Origin of the sequence: Mucilaginibacter sp. (assembly GCF_025362475.1) — a bacterium.
GTDB lineage: Bacteria > Bacteroidota > Bacteroidia > Sphingobacteriales > Sphingobacteriaceae > Mucilaginibacter.
This window is the reverse complement of the sequence record NZ_JANYGH010000037.1, coordinates 64387-84852: the sequence shown is the minus strand read 5'-3', so window position 1 is coordinate 84852 and position 20466 is coordinate 64387. Positions and strand designations below refer to the sequence as shown.

Here is a 20466-nt window from a genome sequence, read left to right as displayed (position 1 = left end):
TTTAAAATTGGTTGGTGAATAGATTTAAATCGCCCGATGAGCCTGAGATGTAGAGCAGCGACTGCCAAACGGCGTTGCTTGCAATATCTTTATCGGTTTCTGCCCTGTTTAAATCGTAAAGTGTTTGGGTAACATCTACTATAGTTGCCAGTCCGTTGCTGTAGAGTGTTTTTTTCTGTTCATAAGCATCGCTGGCTGCCTTAAGCTGAATAGGAGCTTCATGATATTTTTGTAAGGCATTGATCAATTGCTTATTCCCTTCTTCCAATTGATTGGTGAGGTTGTTTTCCTGGTAGTGATATTCGTTAAGCAGCCCGTTTGATTGAAAGTGCTGACTTTTTACTCTTGAAGATACTCTGCCCAAATTGCTCAGGTTCCAGGTAACACCTACCCCTATAAGGTAATTCCCTCTTATAGGCTCAACGCCGTTAAAATAATTTTGACTGTAACTCCCAGGTTCGGCAGGATTATAACCCGTGCCGAAGCCAGATCCCCTGCCCTGTAAAGCGCCAAATAAAGATACTTTTGGCAAACTTGTTTTAGAAAGATAAGAGGCTGCAAGGTCGCTGCTTTTTACTCTTGCCGCTAAAAAAAGCAGTTCGGGATGATTGGCGATGTCATCAAGCGGACGTTGTGGTAAGCGGGCGGGCAGCTGATTGATATATACACTATCTAAAGTAAAATCCTGTCGGCTTATCCCCAATTGCATGGCCAGGTTAGCGGCTTGTTTTTGTTCATAGCTAACGGCATCGGTTACGGCTATTTTTGCTTTGGCAAGCTCGGCATTGGCTATTGAGCTGTCAACGCCAGCGTTTAAACCATTTACAGTTCTAAGCAGGATAACATTCCTTAGCTGTTGAACACGTGAAAGATTAACATCCATTGAATAATGCAGCCGCTGTGCCGCAAGCAGGTTAAGGTAGGCTCCCGCGGCTTTAACCTGCTGTTGAAACTTTTCCTGTTCCAGATCGGCAGCGTCGCGGTCATAAATTCCGCGGGCTTCTGCAACATGTGCCTTTTGAAGACCAAAGGAAAAAATGTTCCAGTTAACTTCTGAAGAATAAAGGGAAGCAAAAGCAGAATTCCAGTTCTGGGTTGCGGAAACAGGTCCCGATGTGGTGGAAATTAATCCGTTGAGGCCAGAGGGTAAACCGCTTAAGCCGTTAACCGTTCCGTAAGCCTGCTGTGCAGATAAAATAAAATCGGGTAAACCGTCACGCTTTGCAGCGGTTATGCCTTCGGCAGATGCTTTGGCATAATTATCTTTAGCCTTTAATAATTGTTGCTGATTTATGGCAATATTAAGCGCATCTTTCATGGTTAAGATACCGCTGGTGTCCTGTGCCCTGGCCGACCGGGCTACCAAATTGAGGCAAAAGGCCGCCAAAAGGCTGAGCAGGAGCAGCTTTTTATTCGCTTTCATAATAAAAAATATTAAAATGTCTGTGTTATGAGCCATCAATGGCTCACCTATAAGTCTTATGTGTTATCCGGAAAAACCCGGCAGGAGATAGAAAACACGATAGCAGACGCGGTCAATACCAGCGATTGCTTAAACTAAAACAGAGACACCGGTGGGGCCCGGAGCGGAAGTAAAGGGACAGGATTAACCAATACAAGATGTTCCCGGAATGGAACATAAACCCTGATAATAACAATAAAGATCAGGACAAAAGAAAGAAGAGCTACCGCCGGGGGAACGGCAATTGGCTGGAATTTCTGCGTATAACATTGTAACTTACAATGAATAATGGCAGCCCTAACTTGGATTCCTTTAGTAGAGCTGATTTCGCTTTTGAGGTTTTTATTCAGACACTGTGCATAGCGTATAATAACCCTCCCCTGTAATCCTGTAAAAATCAGGAAGACAAGCAACAGCTTTAATACGTTATGCAGTTTCTTTTTCACTTTAATTTTATTTACTATTCATTTAAATAAATTGCGCTGTTTAGGCTTTTAAACCGCCAAACAGGCTCAGCAGCATCACACTCAAAACAATAAAGGTAATTACGATATACAGCTTATCTTTTTCGACAAAAAATGCGACAAGTGAGAAGGCGATGCGCAAAATGGGGGTCGCTATTAAAGCAATCACTCCTAACTGAATGATGCCTTTGGTATTTAAGCTCAATACGCTTTTGAAAATCCCTCCAAAAGTGGTGTATTTAACGCTTTCTCCACCAAATACATGGTATTGCGGCAGGCCGGATTCACTATGATGATACAGGTAGCCAAGACCACCGATAAATACAATAATACTCGAAATGATGACACCGTATCTTAATAATTCACCTATCATCTTTTCAACGTCCTGATCGGCCCAATAGCTTTTTGATAATACCTTTTTCATGTTAAATATTTTAATACGTTTTTAAAATCTATGTTGATAACCGTTATAAATCATTTCCAGGGCAACGAAGGTGATGGCAACACAAAAGATCAATCTTAACACCTTGGGATCCATGCGACTAAGCAGCTTGGAGCCGGTAAACGCCCCGCCTAATACCCCCAGCATCACCGGGAAAGCAATACCTGGGTCCATATAACCCCGCTGCAGGTAAATAACCGCACTTGCAGCAGCTGTAACCCCAATCATAAAATTACTGGTGGTGGTGCTCACCTTGAAAGGGACGTGCATAACCGTATCCATTGCCAATACCTTTAATGCGCCAGAGCCTATCCCCAGCAGGCCGGATAAAACGCCAGCCGCAGCCATAATCGAAAATCCGCCGCCCACATTGTTCAGCTCATAAGTTACATCACCATCTTTGGTGGGATAGCTCCCGTTAAGCTTAAGCAGGTGAGAAAACTTACTGCCCACCGGCAATGCCAGCTGGTTCTTTTTTCTTAAGGACATCGCTGCCGAGAAGATCAGCACAATACCGAAAATAACGGCAATGGCATTTGTAGGCATATACACGGCAATGAATGCACCAATTACAGCCCCAATCGTGGTGGCAATCTCTAAAAACATACCTAAACGAATGTTAGTGATCCCCTCCTTTACGTAGGCGCTGGCTGCTCCCGAAGAAGTAGCAATGGAGGCCAGTAAAGCTGCACCTATAGCGTAGCGGATATCCACATGAAACACGAGGGTTAACAAGGGAATAATAACTACCCCGCCGCCAAGTCCGGTCAGCGAACCAACCAGCCCGGCCAGGTAGGCACCTGCCAATAAAATTAATGTGAATGTTAATATGGTCATGATTTATTATTGTTTAAAAGAGATGCAAACAAGTTGTTAGATTTATTCGAAATGCGATGGATGAATGTAATTGCTGAATAGTGCTTTAATGGGGCAGTACATGGTAAAGGCAGTTACTTCAAGGTAAAATATAACCGGCGCGATAAAGAACATGGTATGAGTTCCATAATCCCAGTCAATAGCAGATAACATTGGCATGGTTATAATAAATGCACCCCGGATAATAGCCTCGGTGTTTGTCAGGTTTTCTCTGCTATCCTTTAAAAACCATTCACTTTTTGTTTTGACTGGTGCAACATCATTTTCTTTTGTTAAAGGAGCAGCAATTGACGTTTGTTCCGTAGTTCTAAACTGAACCGATTTCCGTTTTTTAGCAATTTCTGGTGCGGGCGCTAATTCTAATGTTTTCATGATATTTTACATTTATTGTTTAGCAATTGTGTTTGTTGGCATAAAATTATGCGGCACCTGATATAGCTTCGCAGGATATTCGGTGAACAGGCAAAAACTATCGTTGAACCCTGGCAGGACCAGCTTTGGCAAATGTTTACAACGCGAAATAGGAATATTATTGACAACCGGGGATCGTCGTATTTATAAGCAAGATACCTTTGGTTTTTGAGTGACGCCGCCGCTAAATGGGATTTTCAAAGCACATTACGGGCTACCTGGAATAAAAAAAGGCCTCACGAAATTCGTAAAGCCTTGTTATCAATGTGGAGAATATCGGAGTCGAACCGATGACCTCTTGCATGCCATGCCTGATTTCGGACATTATTTAGTATTTTGCAGTTTGAAAATTTATATCTAACTTTATGTTTATCAATATATTAGTTAATTTTTATTAAGTTATTCTCAGTAAAAATAGATAATAATTGTTGTACCTATGTTGTACCTAAATATGCAAGTAGAAAATTATGTCTGTTTCCACTAAATTAATACTCCGAACAAGCAAAATCTTAAGCAATGGCGAACATCCTATTATGTTAAGAATAACCATCAATCGTCAAAGTCAATTTGTTACTACTAAAAAGACAAGTTCAGTTGACCATTGGGATGAACAGGGCCAATCTGTTAGAAAAACCCATCCAGATAACAAAACAATTAATCCCCTACTTAAAAATATTAATTCTAAAACTGATCTGTATTTACTTAATGCTGGGGAGGAAGAAAGTGTCGTTAATTTTGATGATATAAAGCAAATCGTTTTAAAGCTTACTAGTACGGACAGAGAAATTAAAACTAAGTCACTTTTTTCATTCTTTGAGGACGAGATTAAACGTTTAAAAAGTCAAGACCGGTTAGGTTATGCGGAGACTTATCAATCAACTCTGAATTGTATTAAGCGGTTCACTAATGAAAAAGACTATGCTTTCATTAATATTCAATTAGACTTTTTGCGAAAATTTGAAGTTCATTTAATTGAACGAAGTTGTGCGATTACTACAAGGAGTGTATATTTCCGCACTTTTCGAACATTGTGGAAGACAGCAATTAAAGACAAACTTTGTCCTGAAAAACATTACCCTTTTAAAGACTTTGCCTTTTCAAAATATAATGCTCCCCGAACAAAAAAACGGGCTATAAGTAAAGCACAAATTGATAAAATACTTGAAATAAAAATTGATCCCAAAGATGATGCAATACTGAACTCTCGTAATTATTTCATGTTTAGTTTTTATTGCAGGGGATTAAATTTCACAGATTTAGCCAGTTTGAAGTGGGAAAATATTGTAGACGGTGAGTTAAATTATACCCGCGCAAAAACTGGTGAAGAATTCCGCTTTAAACTTCATGGATTAGCACTCGATATTATTAGCCATTACCAAAACATGGATGGCAATAGTGATGCAGGCTATATATTCCCTATACTTTACAAGCGACATGCTACACCGGCGTCGATAAGAGATAGGAAGAAAAAAATACTAAAAAGAGTCAATGGAGACATTAAGGAGCTTGCCAAGTCTGTTGGAATAGAGAAAACAGTCACTACCTACGTAGCTCGTCACTCTTATGCTACTATATTGAGAACTAATGGCATATCTAAGGAGGTAATTAGCCAATCCTTAGGTCACGATAGCTTGAAAACAACAGACATTTATTTAGACGATATCGGAGATCCGGTATTGGACGCTCTAATAAATGCTGCCCTATAACCCATTAGCTTAAACGACCTTGCGGCTACTTTAAATATTTCAATAACTTTGAGCAATGACCGATTATATAGAAGAAATTAAAACTATACTATTACAAGCAAGACAGAAAGCTTACACCACAGTTAACACAGCAATGGTGGAAGCCTATTGGATGATCGGAAAGCGAATTGTTGATCAAGAACAACATGGTGAAAATCGCGCCGCTTATGGCGAAAATATATTAAAAGAACTTTCCAAAAGCCTGACAGGCACATTTGGCAAAGGATTCTCTTACTCAAATTTGTATAACTTCAGACAGTTTTATCTGACTTATTCGGAGCATGACAAATTCTACACACTGTGTAGAAAATTGACCTGGAGCCATAACCGATTAATTATGCGGGTTGAAAATATAGAAGCACGAAATTATTATTTAACAGAAGCTGCTGAACAAAATTGGAGTGTCAGAACGCTTGAACGCAATATTGAGACTTTTTATTATCATCGAATACTATCTTCAGGTAAAATATCTAATGAACTTAAATTAAACTTAGCGAATGAGCAACAACAGCCCGAGGATTTTATAAAAGATCCGTATATTTTTGAGTTTCTGAATATCCAACAGCCAATTGATGTTAAAGAATCCGCAATTGAAACTGCCTTAATTGAAAATCTCCAACAGTTTTTATTGGAACTTGGTAAAGGTTTTTCTTTTATAGGAAGACAATATCGAATCAGTACAGAAACCGATCATTTTTATATCGATTTAGTATTTTACAATTATCTGCTAAAATGTTTCGTGTTAATCGACCTGAAAGCTGGAAAACTTTCGCATCAGCATATTGGTCAGATGGATATGTACAGAAGATTATTTGACGACCTCAAAAAACCGGAAGGCGACAATCCTACGATTGGGATCATACTTTGCACAGAGAAAAGCGAGACTGTGGTTAAGTATTCCGTTATTAACGATAATCCAAGATTATTTGCGACCAAATACATGCCTTATCTACCCACTGAAGCGGAACTAATTGCCGAAATTGAGCGGGAAAAACTGAAATTAAATTTTTCGAATCAAGATAATAAGATTAATAACAACTAAAGACGCTACAAAAACTGCTTAAAACTATTTACAGGGTTTTGCCGTTAACGAATTTTAAGCTACCTATGTATTTCTTAAACCTAAAATCATTCAATCCCGTTACTGGTATCGATACTGATAACCACAGCAAATACCCTTTCCTGGAATCAACAGACGGATTATTCGAACCTGATGATTTTGAATTTAATTTTAACCGGAGTTTTTCGTTCGAGCGTATAGAACTTAATGATGGGCGGTCATTTTATGTAAGCGAGCCCAATCTGCTTAAAGTTTTCAAAAATATAGTGTGGGCCGACAATAAAATACTGATAAATAATATAACGCCAATTGATGAAACATATACCAATGAATTAGCAGAACACTTTTATGACGGCTACTCCGCTGGTACCGCGCAGTTCTACAACGAGATTGGCCAAACCTTTTTATTGCTAATGCTGGAGCAAAAAAAGCAATTACTCCGGGATTTTATTACTTACTGCCACACGAACCTATATTTTGAAGGCTTTGCCATTCCCGAGGTTATTTATGCCTTAGGATACATTCAGGCCTCACTGGTAAAAGGATTTCAGGACTACAGTAATCTAAAAGACTTAAAGGAAACAGCACCGCTGCCGACCGTAGTAAACGTTTATCCTGTTATTAAAATGCCTAAGCCGGAAGCAAATCCGGAGCCGGTAACTGAAGTACCGATAGAATATCCGCCCAAACCTGCACTGCCGAAGACCCAAGCTGTTGATTTTAACAATCATATTTCTTTACAATACCCAGCCAATGATATATTTCAGCTATGGTGCACCTTATTAGACGTTCAACTTTGTCAACTGATGCAGGTACCAAAGGTTTTCAGCAGCGAAATTGAGATCAAAGAATTGCTGGGAAGGCTTTTTAAACTGGATGAGCAGGAACAATTTTGGCCGGCGATTGATAGCCTGCATTATTGTCAAATGGCACCGGGCTACCAAAATTTGTTATGCCTGTTAATGCATGCTACCTATAAATTGAATACAACCTATTTAAAAGTACCACAGCTAAAATACTGCGAATTGCTAAAAACTAACTTCTCTCCATTTGAAACCTACGACTCGGTTGGTGATATCCAGCGCAACATGACCAAAAAGAAAGATACTGCCATCAACCTCGTGCATAAAAGTGGCGGGAGCTATGCTAAAAAAGCCTACAAAGTCTTAAAGAAAGTACCTACTTATATACTCAAATCCTAACTACGTTCAACTTCGTTCACTAACGTTGGGTTATTTTCATAGTCTTTTGTGTTCATCAAATTTTTTAATTTATGAACGCAACATTTGTTACTACCCTATCGACGCAAGAGCTCCAGGAGCTGATTGAGTCATCTGTCAGAAATGCGGTACACTTAAAGCCGCCCCGCCCGGACAACGAGGACGATACTTTACTGGACACCAAGGAAGCTGCCGTCTTGATCAAGTACGAGGTCACTTCACTTTACGGGCTGGTGAAAAGAAAAAAGATTCCTTTCTGTAAAGTGGAAGGCAAGCTGCTTTTCTCCCGTAAAAAACTATTGGCATGGATTGGCAGCGGCCAGCAGGCCGTTGCACAATAAGCAAGGCTATGGCAGATCAATTCTTTCCTTTAAACCAACCGGGCAGTTACATCCGTGTACAGACCTCGTATTATAAACGGACGCGGCAACCCATGGTTACAGGGGGCTATACGGACGGCTGGCTGCTTTGGTCATCTGAAACCCTCAAAATGGATCTGAGTGCGGATGCGATCAAAAAGATTCGCAAGTACGACGCGTATTGCTGTGTCCCCAGTCATACCGATTACCGCGAAACAATCGGCAACTATTTTAACAGGTATCATCCTTTAGAATTTAAACCAGAACCGGGTAACTGTAATAACATACTGGGCTTTATGCAGCACATATTTGGCGAGCAGTACGAATTAGGACTGGATTACATAGCCCTGCTTTATACGAGGCCGGTGATTAAGCTGCCGATCCTTTGCCTGGTATCCAAAGAGCGTAAGACCGGAAAGACAACGTTCCTGGACCTGCTGAAAGTCATCTTCGGCAATAACATGACCTTCAACGGGAACCATGATTTTCGTTCACAGTTTAATTCCGACTGGATGAATACGTTGATCATCGCGGTTGAGGAAGTGTTACTGGACAAAAAGGAAGATTCCGAAAAGATCAAGAACCTGAGTACTGCCAAAGTTTCCAAGGTAGAAGCCAAAAGTAAGGATAAGCGCGAAACCGAATTCTTTGGTAAGTTCATCCTTTGTTCCAATAACGAATACAATTTTATTGTTATTGAACCGACGGAAACCCGGTATTGGGTAAGAAAAGTACCTGTGTTCGAGAAGGAAAATGTTCGGCTATTGGAACAAATGACCGGGGAGATTCCTGCTTTCCTGTTCCATTTGTTAGAGCGGCCTTTATCAGTTCCGGTTGGCAATACCCGGATGTGGTTTTCCGAGCAGCAAATCCGTACAGATGCTTTATTGCGCGTGATGAGCAATAACCGCAACCGGCTGGAAACGGAACTGTTATTACTGTTTAAAGAAATCCAGGAACACGACCCAATGCAAAAAATGTGCTTCGCCAATAAGGATATCCTGGACTTGCTTAAAAAGAGCATGCCTCGTCTGACAAGGCAGGATGTGTCGCAGCTGATGCAGCAGGAATGGGGCCTTGTCCCGGTGCCGAACAGTTTAAGCTATTCAACCTACTGTTATAATACTCTCAACGAATTGGTATCGGTAGCTAAAACGGGGAGATATTATACCGTTACGGAAGAATGGCTTCGGCAAAAGTTTGATGAGTCGGGCTAAAATCGTATTTATCAAACTGCTTTTCAGCGCATTGCATATTCATCATGGTTTGATGAGGTACGATGAGCAATGATGAGCACGATGAGCAAACTCATCAAAGCTGACAACCATGATGAGGCACTGATGAGGATATAAATAATTTATTTATAAATAGTTACGTGTATTGCTCATCATTCATCATAAAAGCAAGGGTAGCCCTACCGTATGGTTTGGCACCTGCATCATTCAAATACAAACCTTTAGATTTTACAACATGACACGATATAACTGTAAAACAGCAAAAGAACTTTCTATTGTAGATTACCTGGAGCAATGCGGCATTCAGCCGCAAAGGATCAAAGCTCATAATTACTGGTACTTATCACCACTGCGGGAAGAACAGACTGCTTCATTCAAAGTAAATACCAGGCTAAATGCCTGGATGGATTTTGGCGAAGGTACTGGTGGCAATTTAATTGACCTGGGCATACGGATACATCATTGTTCCGTAGAGGAATTCCTGGAACGTTTAAACGTTGGCAATCATGATTTTTCTTTTCACCAGCAAAAACCACAAAACGTAAATCTCCAGCCGGAGAACCCGGTGGTCATAACCGGCGTGAAAGCGCTTGAACATCCGGCTTTGATTGCCTACCTGAAAACGCGCGGAGTTGATCCGGCCATTGCCACTGCCTATTGCAAAGAGATCTATTTTACCGTCGGTGGCAAGCCTTATTTCGCCATTGGTTTCGCCAATCGTTCAGGAGGCTACGAGCTAAGGAATAACTGGTTCAAAGGCGCATCGTCTCCCAAGGATATTACCATCATTGACGGCGGACATAAAGCCGCGATTGTGCTGGAAGGTTTTATAGATTTCCTTTCGCTTCTGCAACTAAAAGGCGGTCAATCTCAGTCAGATTTTATCATCCTGAATTCCGTTGCCCTAGCCGAAAAGGCGGTGCCTATTTTGGAAAACTACCAGGATGTTTTCCTGATGTTAAATCATGACAAAGCCGGTATTGCAGCCGTGGAAAAGTTTCAGACATCTGGTATAAGCGTCACCGATGCATCCGGTTTTTACAAAGGCTTTAACGATATTAATGACTATCTGACTACTCAGGGGCAGACACCTTTGCAACCGCAGATCCGGCACAAGGTGCCGGAAGAAAGGAGCCGGGGAATTGGGCGCTAAGCCAATTCTCCACGGGCTCACGGATATCGATTTTCGCTATCCGGCATATAGTTAGATAACTGTATATACCACCGGTCCATTTTACGAATAGTAAGGAGCGAGTTAATGTTTTTGCTACACAAAAACCCGATTCCACCCCGCCGGGGTGATTCGGAACTCGCTCCCGTTGGTCGATTTTTAAAGCATCAAAAAACGATATGAACACATGACAGCAAGTACTGAAAATAAAACAAGAACAAAATTGCGGACACCCGGCAGGCCAAAAAAGACGATAAAACGGAGTGACTTTTTAATGGTACGCCTAACCCCAACAGAAAGGATTTTGATCGAGGGTAGAGCAAAAAATGCCGGACTAAAACCCAGTGAGTGGTTCCGCAGATCTGCTAAAAGCGCCAAGGTTTTTCCGCGCTTTACCCCAGAACAAACAGGCTGGTTCAGGATGCTGGCTGGGGTAGCGAACAACCTCAACCAGCTTACCCACCTGGCACATGTGGCAGGCTTGTTTACACTTGCTATGAAATGCCAGACAATACTAAAACAGGTAGAAGAATTAATTACAAAACTTAGCAACCATGATGGGTAAGCCGATCACCGGGAGAAGCTTTGGCGGATGTGTTCGCTATGTGGTGAATAAACCAGGGGCTAAGATATTGTCCGCCGAAGGCGTGCGTATGCAGAATGCTAACGCTATCATTCAGGACTTTAACCTCGGGCGTAAAATGCGGCCCGAACTGGGCAAAGCAGTGGGACACCTGGTACTCAGCTGGAGCAAAGAAGACTTGCTCAAATTAAGCGATGAAATTATGGTGGAGCGGGCGAAAGAGTATATGGAAAAAGTGGGTATCCGTGATACACAATATGTGATCGTTCGTCACAGCGACCGCGCCCATCCGCACCTCCACTTGATCTACAACCGGGTGGATAATAACGGCAAAACGATTAGCGACAAAAACAACTTCGCGAAGAATGTCAAGGCCTGTAAGGAGATCACCCTGAAGTATGGCTATCATTTGGGCGACGGTAAAGATCTGGTTAATCGCGAGGCGTTAAAAGGTAAGGAGAAGATACGGTACGAATTGTATGATGCTATAAAAGCAAGTATAAAAACAGCCACCACTTGGAAACAGTTGGAAGCTCAGCTTTCGAGCAAGGGAATTACCATTGCTTATAAATTCCGCAGCGGCACCAATGAAGTACAGGGCATATCCTTTGAAAAAGACAATATCAAAATGAAAGGTTCCAATGTTGATCGGAGTTTGAGCTTTGCCAGAATAGACGCGACTTTAAACCGGAACAAGCAGGTGCAGCAGTATCATGCGGCAAGGGAAGCAAACCAACCATTTGTAGCTAACCAGTTGCGTGAATCAATCCGGAAGAGCGTTCAGGCGGAATACAGCAAAAATCCCAGCGCAGGTAAAGGCATATTAGAAGTATTGCTGGAACCACAATTTGTAGCCGGGCCACCTGACCCAATGGGTGACGCAGATATTGCACGTATAAAACGGAAGAAGCATGAAGCGGAACATTCCCAATCACAGGGCATAAGCAGGTAATTAAATAAAATTTAGGATTAACCTTAAAACGATTTGTTATGCAAAGCGAAGAATTAGAAGAGAAAGTAAATATTATGGAAGAATTGATCCAGGGTTTTGCCAGTAGGATCAGCGTGATGGAAACCAGTATGGCCGAGTTCCTAAAAAGCTTTCTGGAACAATACCGGGGCACACTGGAAACGATCGCGTCACGGATTGAAACGGCTAACAAACGATACAACGATCAAAAGATTCAACAGCAGATCGATGAATTAAAAGATGTTGTAGCGACAGTGCCGAAAGTCATTCCCGTGAAAAACAGTCACCACTTAGGTGCCTGGTCAAAGAATTTGATCATTGGCCTAGTGGTTTGTTTTATCATAACTGCCGGATCAGTCGGCACGGCGTTATATTTCTATCATCAAAATGATCGCCTGAATCGTGAAGCCTATAATTTCTGGCTGGTTAGGGCGCTTTATCCTGACGTAGCTAAGACTATCAACACAAAGTTGGTGGATGATCCCAAGGGCTTTATTGAAAAGGCTGAAAAAGCAATGGCCAAACAGCAGGCGATCATTGCTGCAGAAGCGGTAGCCGCGCAGGCCGAAAAAGAGCAAGAGAGGGCTAAGCGTAAGCTGGAAAAGGTAAAGGCAAATAAGTGATGTGTTTGTGATAGACCGGCCGGGCAGGGACGGCAGGTTGCTGCATTGCACCACGCGCTACGCGCCGGGTTCCATTGCGCAGCCAGCCTTGCCTACGCGCACAGGCAAGTATTCGTTCCTTATACACGCCTGTCTTCCAGCCGAACCTAAAAAAAACCACAACACCGCAGGCACAAAGTTAGCGACACAGGGAAATAGTCAAGGGTATAATGAACCGCGCCTATCGCCGCGGCCCTTGACAATTTCCTGTTTTAGCTTCGGATTTCTATGAGCTATGCAACTATTCTAGAATAATTTTTTTCATACATCCGATTCTGATTTACACATGCAAAGACAGCCAGGATCAGCTTATTTCGAACAGCGTTTATTGTGCTCATTTTATTCTTTTGTTCTTGGTTAACTTTTCTTTCATAATATGCTTTCATTTGTTGATTGCTATTGATTGCATTTAAAGCTCCAAGGTGTAGAAGCATCTTGAGTTTTTTATTCGCGATATGCGATACTCGCCCTTTTCCTTTAAATAGACCCGATTCATTAACAAAGGGTACTACTCCGGCGTAACATGCAAACTTTTTAGGATCTCTTATAGCTTTGAATTCATTGGTGGTTATCAGTATCATTGTTGCTGTAATTTTACCAACTCCAATCACGGATGTAACCAAAGTAAATAAGCGCTTTAATTCAGGGTCATTTTTGATTATTTCATCAATCTCTTTTTCTACAGTTTTTAAATCTGACTGAAGACCTGTTACTGTTTTATTGCATAGCTTAATTATGCGCTTTTTGTTGTGCCTTGCTTAAAAATAATCCGGTTTCTTTTAATGGAGTTTTTATAGTTTTCTGAACCTGGATCAATCGTGATCGAATGGCTGAATGATAAGCTAACTGTTGCAAAATTTCTCGTTTTGGTTGCCATAAACGAAGCTCGCTTCTGTTTTTGTATGCATATTCGGCAATTCTTAAAGAGTCTACCTTATCGCTTTTACCTCTTAGATTACCCAACGAATTTTTTATTTGAGTAGCGGCCTCTAGGCAAATTGCAATCTTTTTTTCATGCAGTATTGTCAACAAAAAATTCGTGTAAATGCCGGTATGCTCCATACAGAAAACGGCCTGTTTGGGATCAAAATCAGGCAACTTAGTTAGTTCCTTAATAAAGGCCTTTATCGCTGTAGGGCTGTTAGATACTTCTTTGTGGAACAAGAACCTTTTACCTTGCATCACTGAAAAGTCCAATTCGTTTTTTGATACGTCTGCACCAATGAAATAAGTGAATTCCATAACTAATATTTTGATAAATTGATAGTCAACCTGTTTAAACACAATCAATACCTTATTAATGAGCCTGACAACTCTAATTTCTATTTGATGCTTGTTTAAACAACCGGCAGAGGATTTAATCCGGAGTTAGGCTTTCAAACCTTGTTGTTTAAATAGTTGTCCCTCAAAAAGGCAAAAAGGGGGCATTAAGATAGTTTAAAGAAGGATTTGAATAAAAATGAGGGATATTAGTTTGCAAGGTATTTGAAAAGGGGATAAAAATCTTGCAAATTAGAGGATGCTAACGCCATCTAAAAAGTATATCCCGCAGCTTGGCCTGTTTACGGGCCTGGCAGACCAACTTAACCAAAAGCACCCGTTGTACCAGTTGTCACATAAAATAGACTGGTCAGTTTTTGAGAACGCATTTAAGATCTACTACAGTGAAACAATGGGTAAGCCATCCAAACCTATCCGGCTGATGGTAGCCCTGCTAATACTCAAATATGTACGCAACCTAAGCGATGAAAACCTCATAGAACAATGGTCGGAAAACATTTACTACCAATATTTCAGTGGGGAACACCATTTCAGGCCTGCAATTCCGTGTGTTCCAACAGAACTGGTCGCTTTCCGGCAGCGGATCGGAGAAGCAGGCGTTGAGCTGATCCTGAAAGAAAGCATCCGGGTGAATGAACCGCCAGATAACGGGGCGGGCACAGTGGTGAGCGTGGATACGACGGTACAAGAGAAGAACATCACTTATCCTACAGATGACAAACTGTACAAGAAGATCATAAAGAAATGCTGGAAGCTTGCCGACGAAGAAGGGATCGATCTCCGGCAGTCCTACCGCCGTGTAGTTAAAAAGTTGGGCTATCAGCAGCGTTTCAAAAACACAAAGACCGGGGCTAGGGATGCCCGCAAAGCAAATAAAAAAATAAAGATCATTGCCGGCAGGTTGGTAAGGGAACTGGCGCGCAAGCTGCCATTGGATCGCTTGGGTATTTATCTGCCGAACCTAAAACTGTATCAGCGGGTACTTTCCCAAAAGCGGGATGATAAGGACAAAGTCTACAGTCTTCATGAACTTGATGTCAAATGTTATGCAAAGGGAAAAGAACACAAAAAGTTTGAATTCGGGAGTAAAGCATCTATCCTGGTGGATCAAAGTACCGCCATCATTATGGGGGCTATTAACTTTACGGAAACGCTGCACGACTCCAAAACCATTCCCGAGGCGCTCGAACAATACGAACGGCTTACGGGAAAACAGGCCGCTCAGGTATTTGTGGACAGGGGCTACAAAGGCCTACAACAATACAAGACCTCGCAGATACATGTGCCAAAGCCTGATAAAAACATTAGCAGAAGCAAGCGCAAAAAGCATAGTAAAAGAGCGGCGATTGAACCCGTCATCGGGCATTTAAAAGCAGATTACCGTTTATGCCGTAATTTCCTCAAAGGGATATTAGGTGACCTGATGAATGTGATCATGGCTGCTGCGGCCATGAACTTTAAACGAGTCATGAACCTCTGGCGTACAGGGGAAAATGGCAGTCCGAAACTCATCGAAATCTTATATTCGTTTGTTCTCAGAATCATTTTGCCTCAAAATTTAAAAACGACTTTTTGAGGGACGACTAATTAATGTGCCTCTGCCAATGTTAACTTATTAACAAAAATCATTGTAATAAAAGAAAAAGAAGCAAAAAGAAAAGGGTGTGGAAATATGGAAAACTCTGACGAGTTTACCACATTCCCACACCCCACAATAACAATAATTCTTTTTTTATTAATGATTTCATACCCGCTAAACTAAAGGTTGTTTAAGCGGTAATGTGGTAGGTATGTGCAAAAAAACACATAAGACTAATCCAAATAATATTTTGAATAAAAATAGAGCTTGCCGGTAGCATAAATAGAAAAAGTTCAGAGAATATGAAATTCCGGCTCCCTGAATAATTCTTGGTTAGCTTTAGCAATAGCCGAGGCAATTACCTGGTGCATATCATAATATTTATATTCAGCTAACCTTCCTCCGAAAATCACATTGGTTGTCGCTAATGCAGCAGTCTTATACAATTTGTAGCGGGTAGAATTTACTTCGTCGTTCACAGGATAAAAAGGTTCACCATCTTTTGCTATACTAATGGGGTATTCTCTGGTAATAACCGTTTTGCTTTGCTGGCCAAACTCAAAATGTTTGTGTTCGATAATTCGGGTAAAAGGAACAGAGGCGTCACAATAATTGATAACTGCATTGCCCTGATAGTTGTTCGTATTCAATACTTCTTCTTCGAAACGCAATCCCCGGTATTCGAGCTCGCCGAAACGGTATTCAAAAAAAGCATCAATTTTACCAGTGAAAACAACTTTTTCAGCCATCGAAGATAATTCGCCTCTGTTTGTCATAAAATCGACGTTTAATCTAACTTCGGTTTCCTTTAGCAATCCCTCAATAATACAATTATAACCACCTACAGGTACGCCTTGGTATTTGTCGTCAAAATAGTTATTATTGAACGTAAACCTCAGCGGAAGTCTCTTGATAATAAACAGCGGCAAATCGGTCGCCTTTCTGCCCCATTGTTTTTCCGTGTAGTGTTTAATAAGTTTTTCGTATATCTCCGGCCCCAATGACAACAATGCCTGCTCCTCAAAGTTGGCCGGATTTTTAATATTCAAACCGGCCACCTGTTCGGCAATTTTTTTCAGAGCCTGCTCTGGGGTATGCGTCTTCCAAAGCTGGTAAAAAGTATTCATATTAAATGGAAGGTTATACAATTCGCCATTACAATTTGCCAGCGGCGCGTTGATGTAATTATTAAACTCAGCAAACTGATTCACATAATCCCAGACAGGCTTGTTGTTGGTGTGGAAAATATGCGCGCCGTATGCGTGGACATTTATCCCTTCCACTTTTTTACAATATACATTTCCTCCTGCCTGTTTTCGCTTGTCAATAACAAGACAGTGTTTGCCAGCTTTCCTAGCTTCGTAAGCAAATACGGCCCCGAATAACCCCGAACCGACTATCAAATAATCAAACTTTTTCCTAACTGTCATTGATCATCATTTATTTACTTGTTTAATATTAACGAACCATCCTCGTCAGCGATCTGAATAACCGGTGAGTTAATGAAGCCTCATTGGTAATAATTTCCGCGTTTGCGGCCATCCCATTTTTCAGCATGATTAAGTGGTTTTCTTCCGGGTTCATGCTATCCATAAATTTCACCCTTGCCACAAAAACACTGTCTTTGGTGGGTATATCGGCAATCATAGTGATTTGGCCATTCAAAGCCCCATATTCTTCAAAAGGATAACTTTTTAATTTGACCAGAACATCTTGCCCGACTTTGATTTTGCCCATGTTGTACTGGGGAATAGTTATTTCTCCAAAAAAAGGGCTTTTCCCGGATTTGACGTAGAACAGTACCTGCCCACTGTTCACAAACTGATTTTCCTGGACAACCCCGGAAGAAACGATTTTTCCGGGTTGTGGAGCGTAAAGCACGTATTTAGCTTTCCACTCCAGCGCGGCACTAATGATACTGTTGAGCGACTGAATGAAATTGAGCTCCTGGTCGTGAACTGTATTTTCCAGCTCAAGCAGGTCTTTTTTTCTGTCCTGGTAAGCCCGTGAGTTGACCAGCAAAGCGATTTCAGTTTGTGTTACCGGATAAGCTTTGGAAATAACCTTACTTTTTTCCCTGCCGAGTTCCGCAGCTGTTTCGACCTTTTGCAGGTAGAGCTTTTCATGCATCTTAAACTCATCGCCAGATAATTGGTAATCTTTGTCCTGTAATGATTTTTGAATTATAAGTTCTTTTCGCTGGGCTTCAATAGCCTGTAGATCTACCGTAAGAAACTTCTTTTTTTTGAGATTAAGCCCTTCTGTTGCCGACGCACGGTAAAGCAAATAGGACTGGTAAAAATTCGCATAGGCAGACTGCAGTTCTCCAAGCTGAAGGGACGCAGGTGAATTGATCCATTTCATCGCATCAAGTGACCCCGGTTGTAAGTGTTGCTGAAGCTCCTCCAGCTTGCCAAGTAAAGTAACCACATCTGCGTGTGCGGCCGTACTTTCCAGGTAAGCAATTGGTTGTCCCTGCTCAACAACGGTGTTATCAGATACCAGGATTTTTGTCAGCCGGCCCGAAATTTTAGCAACCACAGGTTTAGGACCATCCAGCGAATAAACGGTGAGCTGCGCCCTGACCAGATCAGGAAAACGGATCAGCGAGGCCATCAGAATAATACAGCAAAATATCATGAAGAATAAGGTAATCCCCCACTTTAACAGCCAGGATGGCGGCGAGGTAACGATATCATGAATTTCTTCGGTATGACCGGCGATTGCCGGCGGGGCATGAAGTGGCATAAATTGAAAAATTATTATTTAAATACCCAGTTCCAATTGATTTTTTACTAAGTTGTAATAGGCTCCTTTTTTTGCGGTCAACCCGTGGTGATCTCCCTGCTCAATAACACAACCCTGGTGCAACATCACAATATGGTCTGCATTGCTCACTGTGCTTAGCCTGTGCGCTATAACGACCACAGTCCGCCCGCGGAAAAACTCATGGAGATTGCTCATAATCACCCTTTCATTGTTGGCATCGAGTGCATTGGTAGCTTCATCAAAAAAAATATAATCGGGATCCTTGTAAACCGCCCGTGCAATAAGTATTCGCTGGCGCTGGCCCTGGCTTATTCCATTTCCCTGGTCCCCAATCATGGTGTCCAGTCCACTGGGCAGGCTATTGATAAACTCCTGGATATTGGCTACGTGGACTGCGTATTGTAAACGTTTTTTATCTGGATTTTCATCTCCCACCACAATATTGCCGGCAATCGTGTCGGAGAAAATAAAACCATCCTGCATTACTGTTCCGCAACTCTTTCGCCATAATTTAATGTTTATTTGGTTGAGTTTTTTGTCACCGACATCAATACCCCCTTTTTCCCATGGATAAAACCGCAGCAGTAATTTCAAGATTGTTGTTTTGCCGCTACCGCTCATCCCAACTATTGCGGTCGTTTTTCCCTGCGCGATATCTAAATCAATATTTTCCAAAACAGGCTCATTCCCGGCGCCGGGGTAACGGAAAGACAGCCCACGTATTCTCAAACTCCGGTCTTCAGGTAATTCATGCAGGCAATGCCGGTCCAGCGGGTCTTCATCATCCATCCCCTGAATTTCATTTAAGCGTTCAAGGCTGATTCTCGCATCCTGAAATCCCTGTATAAATCCCAGAAACTGTTCAACGGGGCTGTTAAGCTGCCCAACGATATATTGAATAGCCAGCATACCACCCAGTGTAATGCTTCCATCAATTACCGCCTTAGCGCTTAAAAAAGTTATAATGATATTTTTACCCTGATTTATAAATGATGCGCCGGCCTGCTGGTATTGACCCAGTGCCAGGCTTTTTACACTGAATCTGAACAGGCTGGCCTGAATGTGTTCCCAGTCCCAGCGCTTTTGCTGTTCGCAGTTGTTCAATTTAATCTCCTGCATACCGCCGATGAGTTGAACGATGTTACTTTGGTTTTTTGAGGATAACTCAAACTTTTTAAAGTCGAGTTGTCTCCTGCTTTTAAGAAAAACAAATATCCAGATGGTATATATGGTACTTCCTGTCATAAATACCGAAAACACACTCAGGCTGTAATAGGCCAACACCAAGGCAAAAACCACAAAATTGAATAACGAAAAGATCATGCTCAACGCCGAGCCCGTTAAAAAACTCTGTATCCGGCCCTGATCAGTCATGCGCTGCATAATATCGCCAGTGGTTTTTGTGTCAAAATAACGCATGGGCAGCCGCATTAGCTTAATCAGGAAATCGGTAAGGATTGATACATTGATCCTGGTGCTGATATGTAATAAAATCCATGAACGAATAAAATCAACACTGGTCGCTCCCAAAAACAACATCAGCTGCGCAATCAGGATCACGTACACAAATCCGAGGTTGCGCGTATTTATACCTGTATCAACAAGGGCCTGGGTTAAGAATGGTGCAATCAGCTGTAGTACCGCACCCATCCCCAGCCCAAAAATAAGTTGCATAATAAGCTGGCGATAACCCCGCAGGTAGCGCAACATGAACGACCTGCTTCCTTGATCTGTTTTTTCTCCATCATGGTCGTAAAACGAGGGACTTGGGCTTATGATCAGTGAAATTCCGTTTTGACGCTCCCCGCCACTTAACCAATGCCGCGTAAATTCAGGAGCAGAATATACCAACAGCCCCCTGGCCGGGTCGGCGATATAATAGCGCCCTTTCTTTATTTTATATAAAACAACAAAATGATTTTGTTGCCAGTGCAAGATACAGGGCAAAGTAACGCCCCTTACCTGATCAACATTCAGGCGGGCACCGAGCGCCCTGAATCCTAAATTTTCTGCAGCTTCACTGATTCCCAGCAAAGACACACCATCGCGGTTGATCTGGCAAAGATCTCTCAATTTTTGCAAAGAGTATATTCGTCCATAGTATTTTGAGATCATCCGTAAGCAGGCCGGGCCGCAGTCCATTTGATCGGGTTGTTGATAGAAAGTAAAATTCATTG

At 41.8% G+C, this 20466-nt stretch carries 19 protein-coding genes; 10 read left to right on the top strand and 9 right to left on the bottom strand.

What is annotated here, in order from left to right; translation table 11 throughout:
* Position 1 precedes the first annotated feature (1 nt).
* From Q0R88_RS13195 to Q0R88_RS13180, 4 genes are all read right to left on the bottom strand, one after another.
* Positions 2-1423 carry a TolC family protein gene (locus Q0R88_RS13195; protein WP_295716765.1) on the bottom strand — a complete coding sequence of 474 codons (1422 nt, stop codon included), beginning with the start codon at positions 1421-1423 and terminating at the stop codon, positions 2-4.
* A 525-nt stretch (positions 1424-1948) separates the two neighbouring features.
* Positions 1949-2350: a DUF1634 domain-containing protein gene (locus Q0R88_RS13190; protein WP_295716763.1), complete on the bottom strand. Its 402-nt coding sequence runs from the start codon at positions 2348-2350 to the stop codon at positions 1949-1951.
* 21 nt (positions 2351-2371) lie between these two features.
* Entirely contained in the window at positions 2372-3205 is an 834-nt protein-coding gene (locus Q0R88_RS13185; protein ID WP_295716761.1) for a sulfite exporter TauE/SafE family protein, read from the bottom strand.
* Positions 3206-3247: 42 nt separating this feature from the next.
* The gene (locus tag Q0R88_RS13180; protein ID WP_295716759.1) at positions 3248-3616 is read right to left on the bottom strand and encodes a hypothetical protein; all 369 of its coding nucleotides are present in this window, start codon (positions 3614-3616) and stop codon (positions 3248-3250) included.
* A 506-nt stretch (positions 3617-4122) separates the two neighbouring features.
* On the opposite strand from Q0R88_RS13180, the gene Q0R88_RS13175 reads away from it, so the two are divergent.
* The 9 genes from Q0R88_RS13175 (at position 4123) to Q0R88_RS13135 (ending at position 12621) form a co-directional block, all read left to right on the top strand.
* Positions 4123-5361, top strand: a complete 1239-nt coding sequence (locus Q0R88_RS13175) for a site-specific integrase (protein ID WP_295716758.1) — start codon at positions 4123-4125, stop codon at positions 5359-5361.
* 55 nt (positions 5362-5416) lie between these two features.
* On the top strand, positions 5417-6442 hold the full coding sequence (locus Q0R88_RS13170) for a PDDEXK nuclease domain-containing protein (RefSeq protein WP_295716756.1): 1026 nt from the start codon (positions 5417-5419) through the stop codon (positions 6440-6442).
* A 65-nt stretch (positions 6443-6507) separates the two neighbouring features.
* Positions 6508-7662 (top strand): hypothetical protein, encoded by a 1155-nt coding sequence (locus tag Q0R88_RS13165; RefSeq protein ID WP_295716754.1) that lies wholly within the window; start codon positions 6508-6510, stop codon positions 7660-7662.
* Between the two features lie 71 nt (positions 7663-7733).
* Complete coding sequence (locus Q0R88_RS13160) at positions 7734-8021, top strand: helix-turn-helix domain-containing protein (protein WP_295716753.1); 288 nt, start codon at positions 7734-7736, stop codon at positions 8019-8021.
* 8 nt (positions 8022-8029) lie between these two features.
* The gene (locus tag Q0R88_RS13155; RefSeq protein ID WP_295716752.1) at positions 8030-9256 is read left to right on the top strand and encodes a primase-helicase family protein; all 1227 of its coding nucleotides are present in this window, start codon (positions 8030-8032) and stop codon (positions 9254-9256) included.
* Positions 9257-9509: 253 nt separating this feature from the next.
* Positions 9510-10427: a toprim domain-containing protein gene (locus tag Q0R88_RS13150; protein ID WP_295716751.1), complete on the top strand. Its 918-nt coding sequence runs from the start codon at positions 9510-9512 to the stop codon at positions 10425-10427.
* Positions 10428-10632: 205 nt separating this feature from the next.
* Positions 10633-11010 carry a plasmid mobilization relaxosome protein MobC gene (gene mobC, locus Q0R88_RS13145; protein WP_295716750.1) on the top strand — a complete coding sequence of 126 codons (378 nt, stop codon included), beginning with the start codon at positions 10633-10635 and terminating at the stop codon, positions 11008-11010.
* Complete coding sequence (locus tag Q0R88_RS13140; protein WP_295716748.1) at positions 11000-11980, top strand: relaxase/mobilization nuclease domain-containing protein; 981 nt, start codon at positions 11000-11002, stop codon at positions 11978-11980. Before mobC ends, Q0R88_RS13140 begins: the two co-directional genes overlap by 11 nt.
* Before the next feature lie 38 nt (positions 11981-12018).
* Positions 12019-12621, top strand: a complete 603-nt coding sequence (locus Q0R88_RS13135; protein WP_295716745.1) for a hypothetical protein — start codon at positions 12019-12021, stop codon at positions 12619-12621.
* 272 nt (positions 12622-12893) lie between these two features.
* Here the strand turns inward: Q0R88_RS13135 and Q0R88_RS13130 are convergent, their stop codons facing one another.
* Both Q0R88_RS13130 and Q0R88_RS13125 read right to left on the bottom strand, forming a co-directional pair.
* Positions 12894-13271, bottom strand: a complete 378-nt coding sequence (locus Q0R88_RS13130) for an IS110 family transposase (protein ID WP_295716786.1) — start codon at positions 13269-13271, stop codon at positions 12894-12896.
* Positions 13272-13389: 118 nt separating this feature from the next.
* Positions 13390-13902 carry a transposase gene (locus Q0R88_RS13125; protein ID WP_295716743.1) on the bottom strand — a complete coding sequence of 171 codons (513 nt, stop codon included), beginning with the start codon at positions 13900-13902 and terminating at the stop codon, positions 13390-13392.
* A gap of 277 nt (positions 13903-14179) precedes the next feature.
* On the opposite strand from Q0R88_RS13125, the gene Q0R88_RS13120 reads away from it, so the two are divergent.
* Positions 14180-15517: an IS5 family transposase gene (locus tag Q0R88_RS13120; RefSeq protein WP_295716741.1), complete on the top strand. Its 1338-nt coding sequence runs from the start codon at positions 14180-14182 to the stop codon at positions 15515-15517.
* A 296-nt stretch (positions 15518-15813) separates the two neighbouring features.
* Here the strand turns inward: Q0R88_RS13120 and glf are convergent, their stop codons facing one another.
* The 3 genes from glf to Q0R88_RS13105 are packed head-to-tail and all read right to left on the bottom strand — an operon-like array spanning position 15814 to position 20464.
* Positions 15814-16950 carry a UDP-galactopyranose mutase gene (gene glf, locus Q0R88_RS13115; protein WP_295716739.1) on the bottom strand — a complete coding sequence of 379 codons (1137 nt, stop codon included), beginning with the start codon at positions 16948-16950 and terminating at the stop codon, positions 15814-15816.
* A gap of 28 nt (positions 16951-16978) precedes the next feature.
* The gene (locus tag Q0R88_RS13110) at positions 16979-18268 is read right to left on the bottom strand and encodes an HlyD family efflux transporter periplasmic adaptor subunit (RefSeq protein ID WP_295716737.1); all 1290 of its coding nucleotides are present in this window, start codon (positions 18266-18268) and stop codon (positions 16979-16981) included.
* An 18-nt stretch (positions 18269-18286) separates the two neighbouring features.
* Positions 18287-20464, bottom strand: a complete 2178-nt coding sequence (locus Q0R88_RS13105; protein WP_295716735.1) for a peptidase domain-containing ABC transporter — start codon at positions 20462-20464, stop codon at positions 18287-18289.
* Between the last annotated feature and the right edge of the window lie 2 nt (positions 20465-20466).

What these genes read in the sequence shown, in the direction of transcription:
- Q0R88_RS13190 (WP_295716763.1), bottom strand. Translation starts at nt 2,350, where the DNA reads ATGAAAAAGGTATTATCAAAAAGCTATTGGGCCGATCAGGACGTTGAA.
- Q0R88_RS13180 (WP_295716759.1), bottom strand. Translation starts at nt 3,616, where the DNA reads ATGAAAACATTAGAATTAGCGCCCGCACCAGAAATTGCTAAAAAACGG.
- Q0R88_RS13155 (WP_295716752.1), top strand. Translation starts at nt 8,030, where the DNA reads ATGGCAGATCAATTCTTTCCTTTAAACCAACCGGGCAGTTACATCCGT.
- Q0R88_RS13150 (WP_295716751.1), top strand. Translation starts at nt 9,510, where the DNA reads ATGACACGATATAACTGTAAAACAGCAAAAGAACTTTCTATTGTAGAT.
- Q0R88_RS13175 (WP_295716758.1), top strand. Translation starts at nt 4,123, where the DNA reads ATGTCTGTTTCCACTAAATTAATACTCCGAACAAGCAAAATCTTAAGC.
- Q0R88_RS13195 (WP_295716765.1), bottom strand. Translation starts at nt 1,423, where the DNA reads ATGAAAGCGAATAAAAAGCTGCTCCTGCTCAGCCTTTTGGCGGCCTTT.
- mobC (WP_295716750.1), top strand. Translation starts at nt 10,633, where the DNA reads ATGACAGCAAGTACTGAAAATAAAACAAGAACAAAATTGCGGACACCC.
- Q0R88_RS13160 (WP_295716753.1), top strand. Translation starts at nt 7,734, where the DNA reads ATGAACGCAACATTTGTTACTACCCTATCGACGCAAGAGCTCCAGGAG.
- Q0R88_RS13170 (WP_295716756.1), top strand. Translation starts at nt 5,417, where the DNA reads ATGACCGATTATATAGAAGAAATTAAAACTATACTATTACAAGCAAGA.
- glf (WP_295716739.1), bottom strand. Translation starts at nt 16,950, where the DNA reads ATGACAGTTAGGAAAAAGTTTGATTATTTGATAGTCGGTTCGGGGTTA.
- Q0R88_RS13105 (WP_295716735.1), bottom strand. Translation starts at nt 20,464, where the DNA reads ATGAATTTTACTTTCTATCAACAACCCGATCAAATGGACTGCGGCCCG.
- Q0R88_RS13185 (WP_295716761.1), bottom strand. Translation starts at nt 3,205, where the DNA reads ATGACCATATTAACATTCACATTAATTTTATTGGCAGGTGCCTACCTG.
- Q0R88_RS13165 (WP_295716754.1), top strand. Translation starts at nt 6,508, where the DNA reads ATGTATTTCTTAAACCTAAAATCATTCAATCCCGTTACTGGTATCGAT.
- Q0R88_RS13120 (WP_295716741.1), top strand. Translation starts at nt 14,180, where the DNA reads ATGCTAACGCCATCTAAAAAGTATATCCCGCAGCTTGGCCTGTTTACG.
- Q0R88_RS13140 (WP_295716748.1), top strand. Translation starts at nt 11,000, where the DNA reads ATGATGGGTAAGCCGATCACCGGGAGAAGCTTTGGCGGATGTGTTCGC.
- Q0R88_RS13125 (WP_295716743.1), bottom strand. Translation starts at nt 13,902, where the DNA reads ATGGAATTCACTTATTTCATTGGTGCAGACGTATCAAAAAACGAATTG.
- Q0R88_RS13110 (WP_295716737.1), bottom strand. Translation starts at nt 18,268, where the DNA reads ATGCCACTTCATGCCCCGCCGGCAATCGCCGGTCATACCGAAGAAATT.
- Q0R88_RS13135 (WP_295716745.1), top strand. Translation starts at nt 12,019, where the DNA reads ATGCAAAGCGAAGAATTAGAAGAGAAAGTAAATATTATGGAAGAATTG.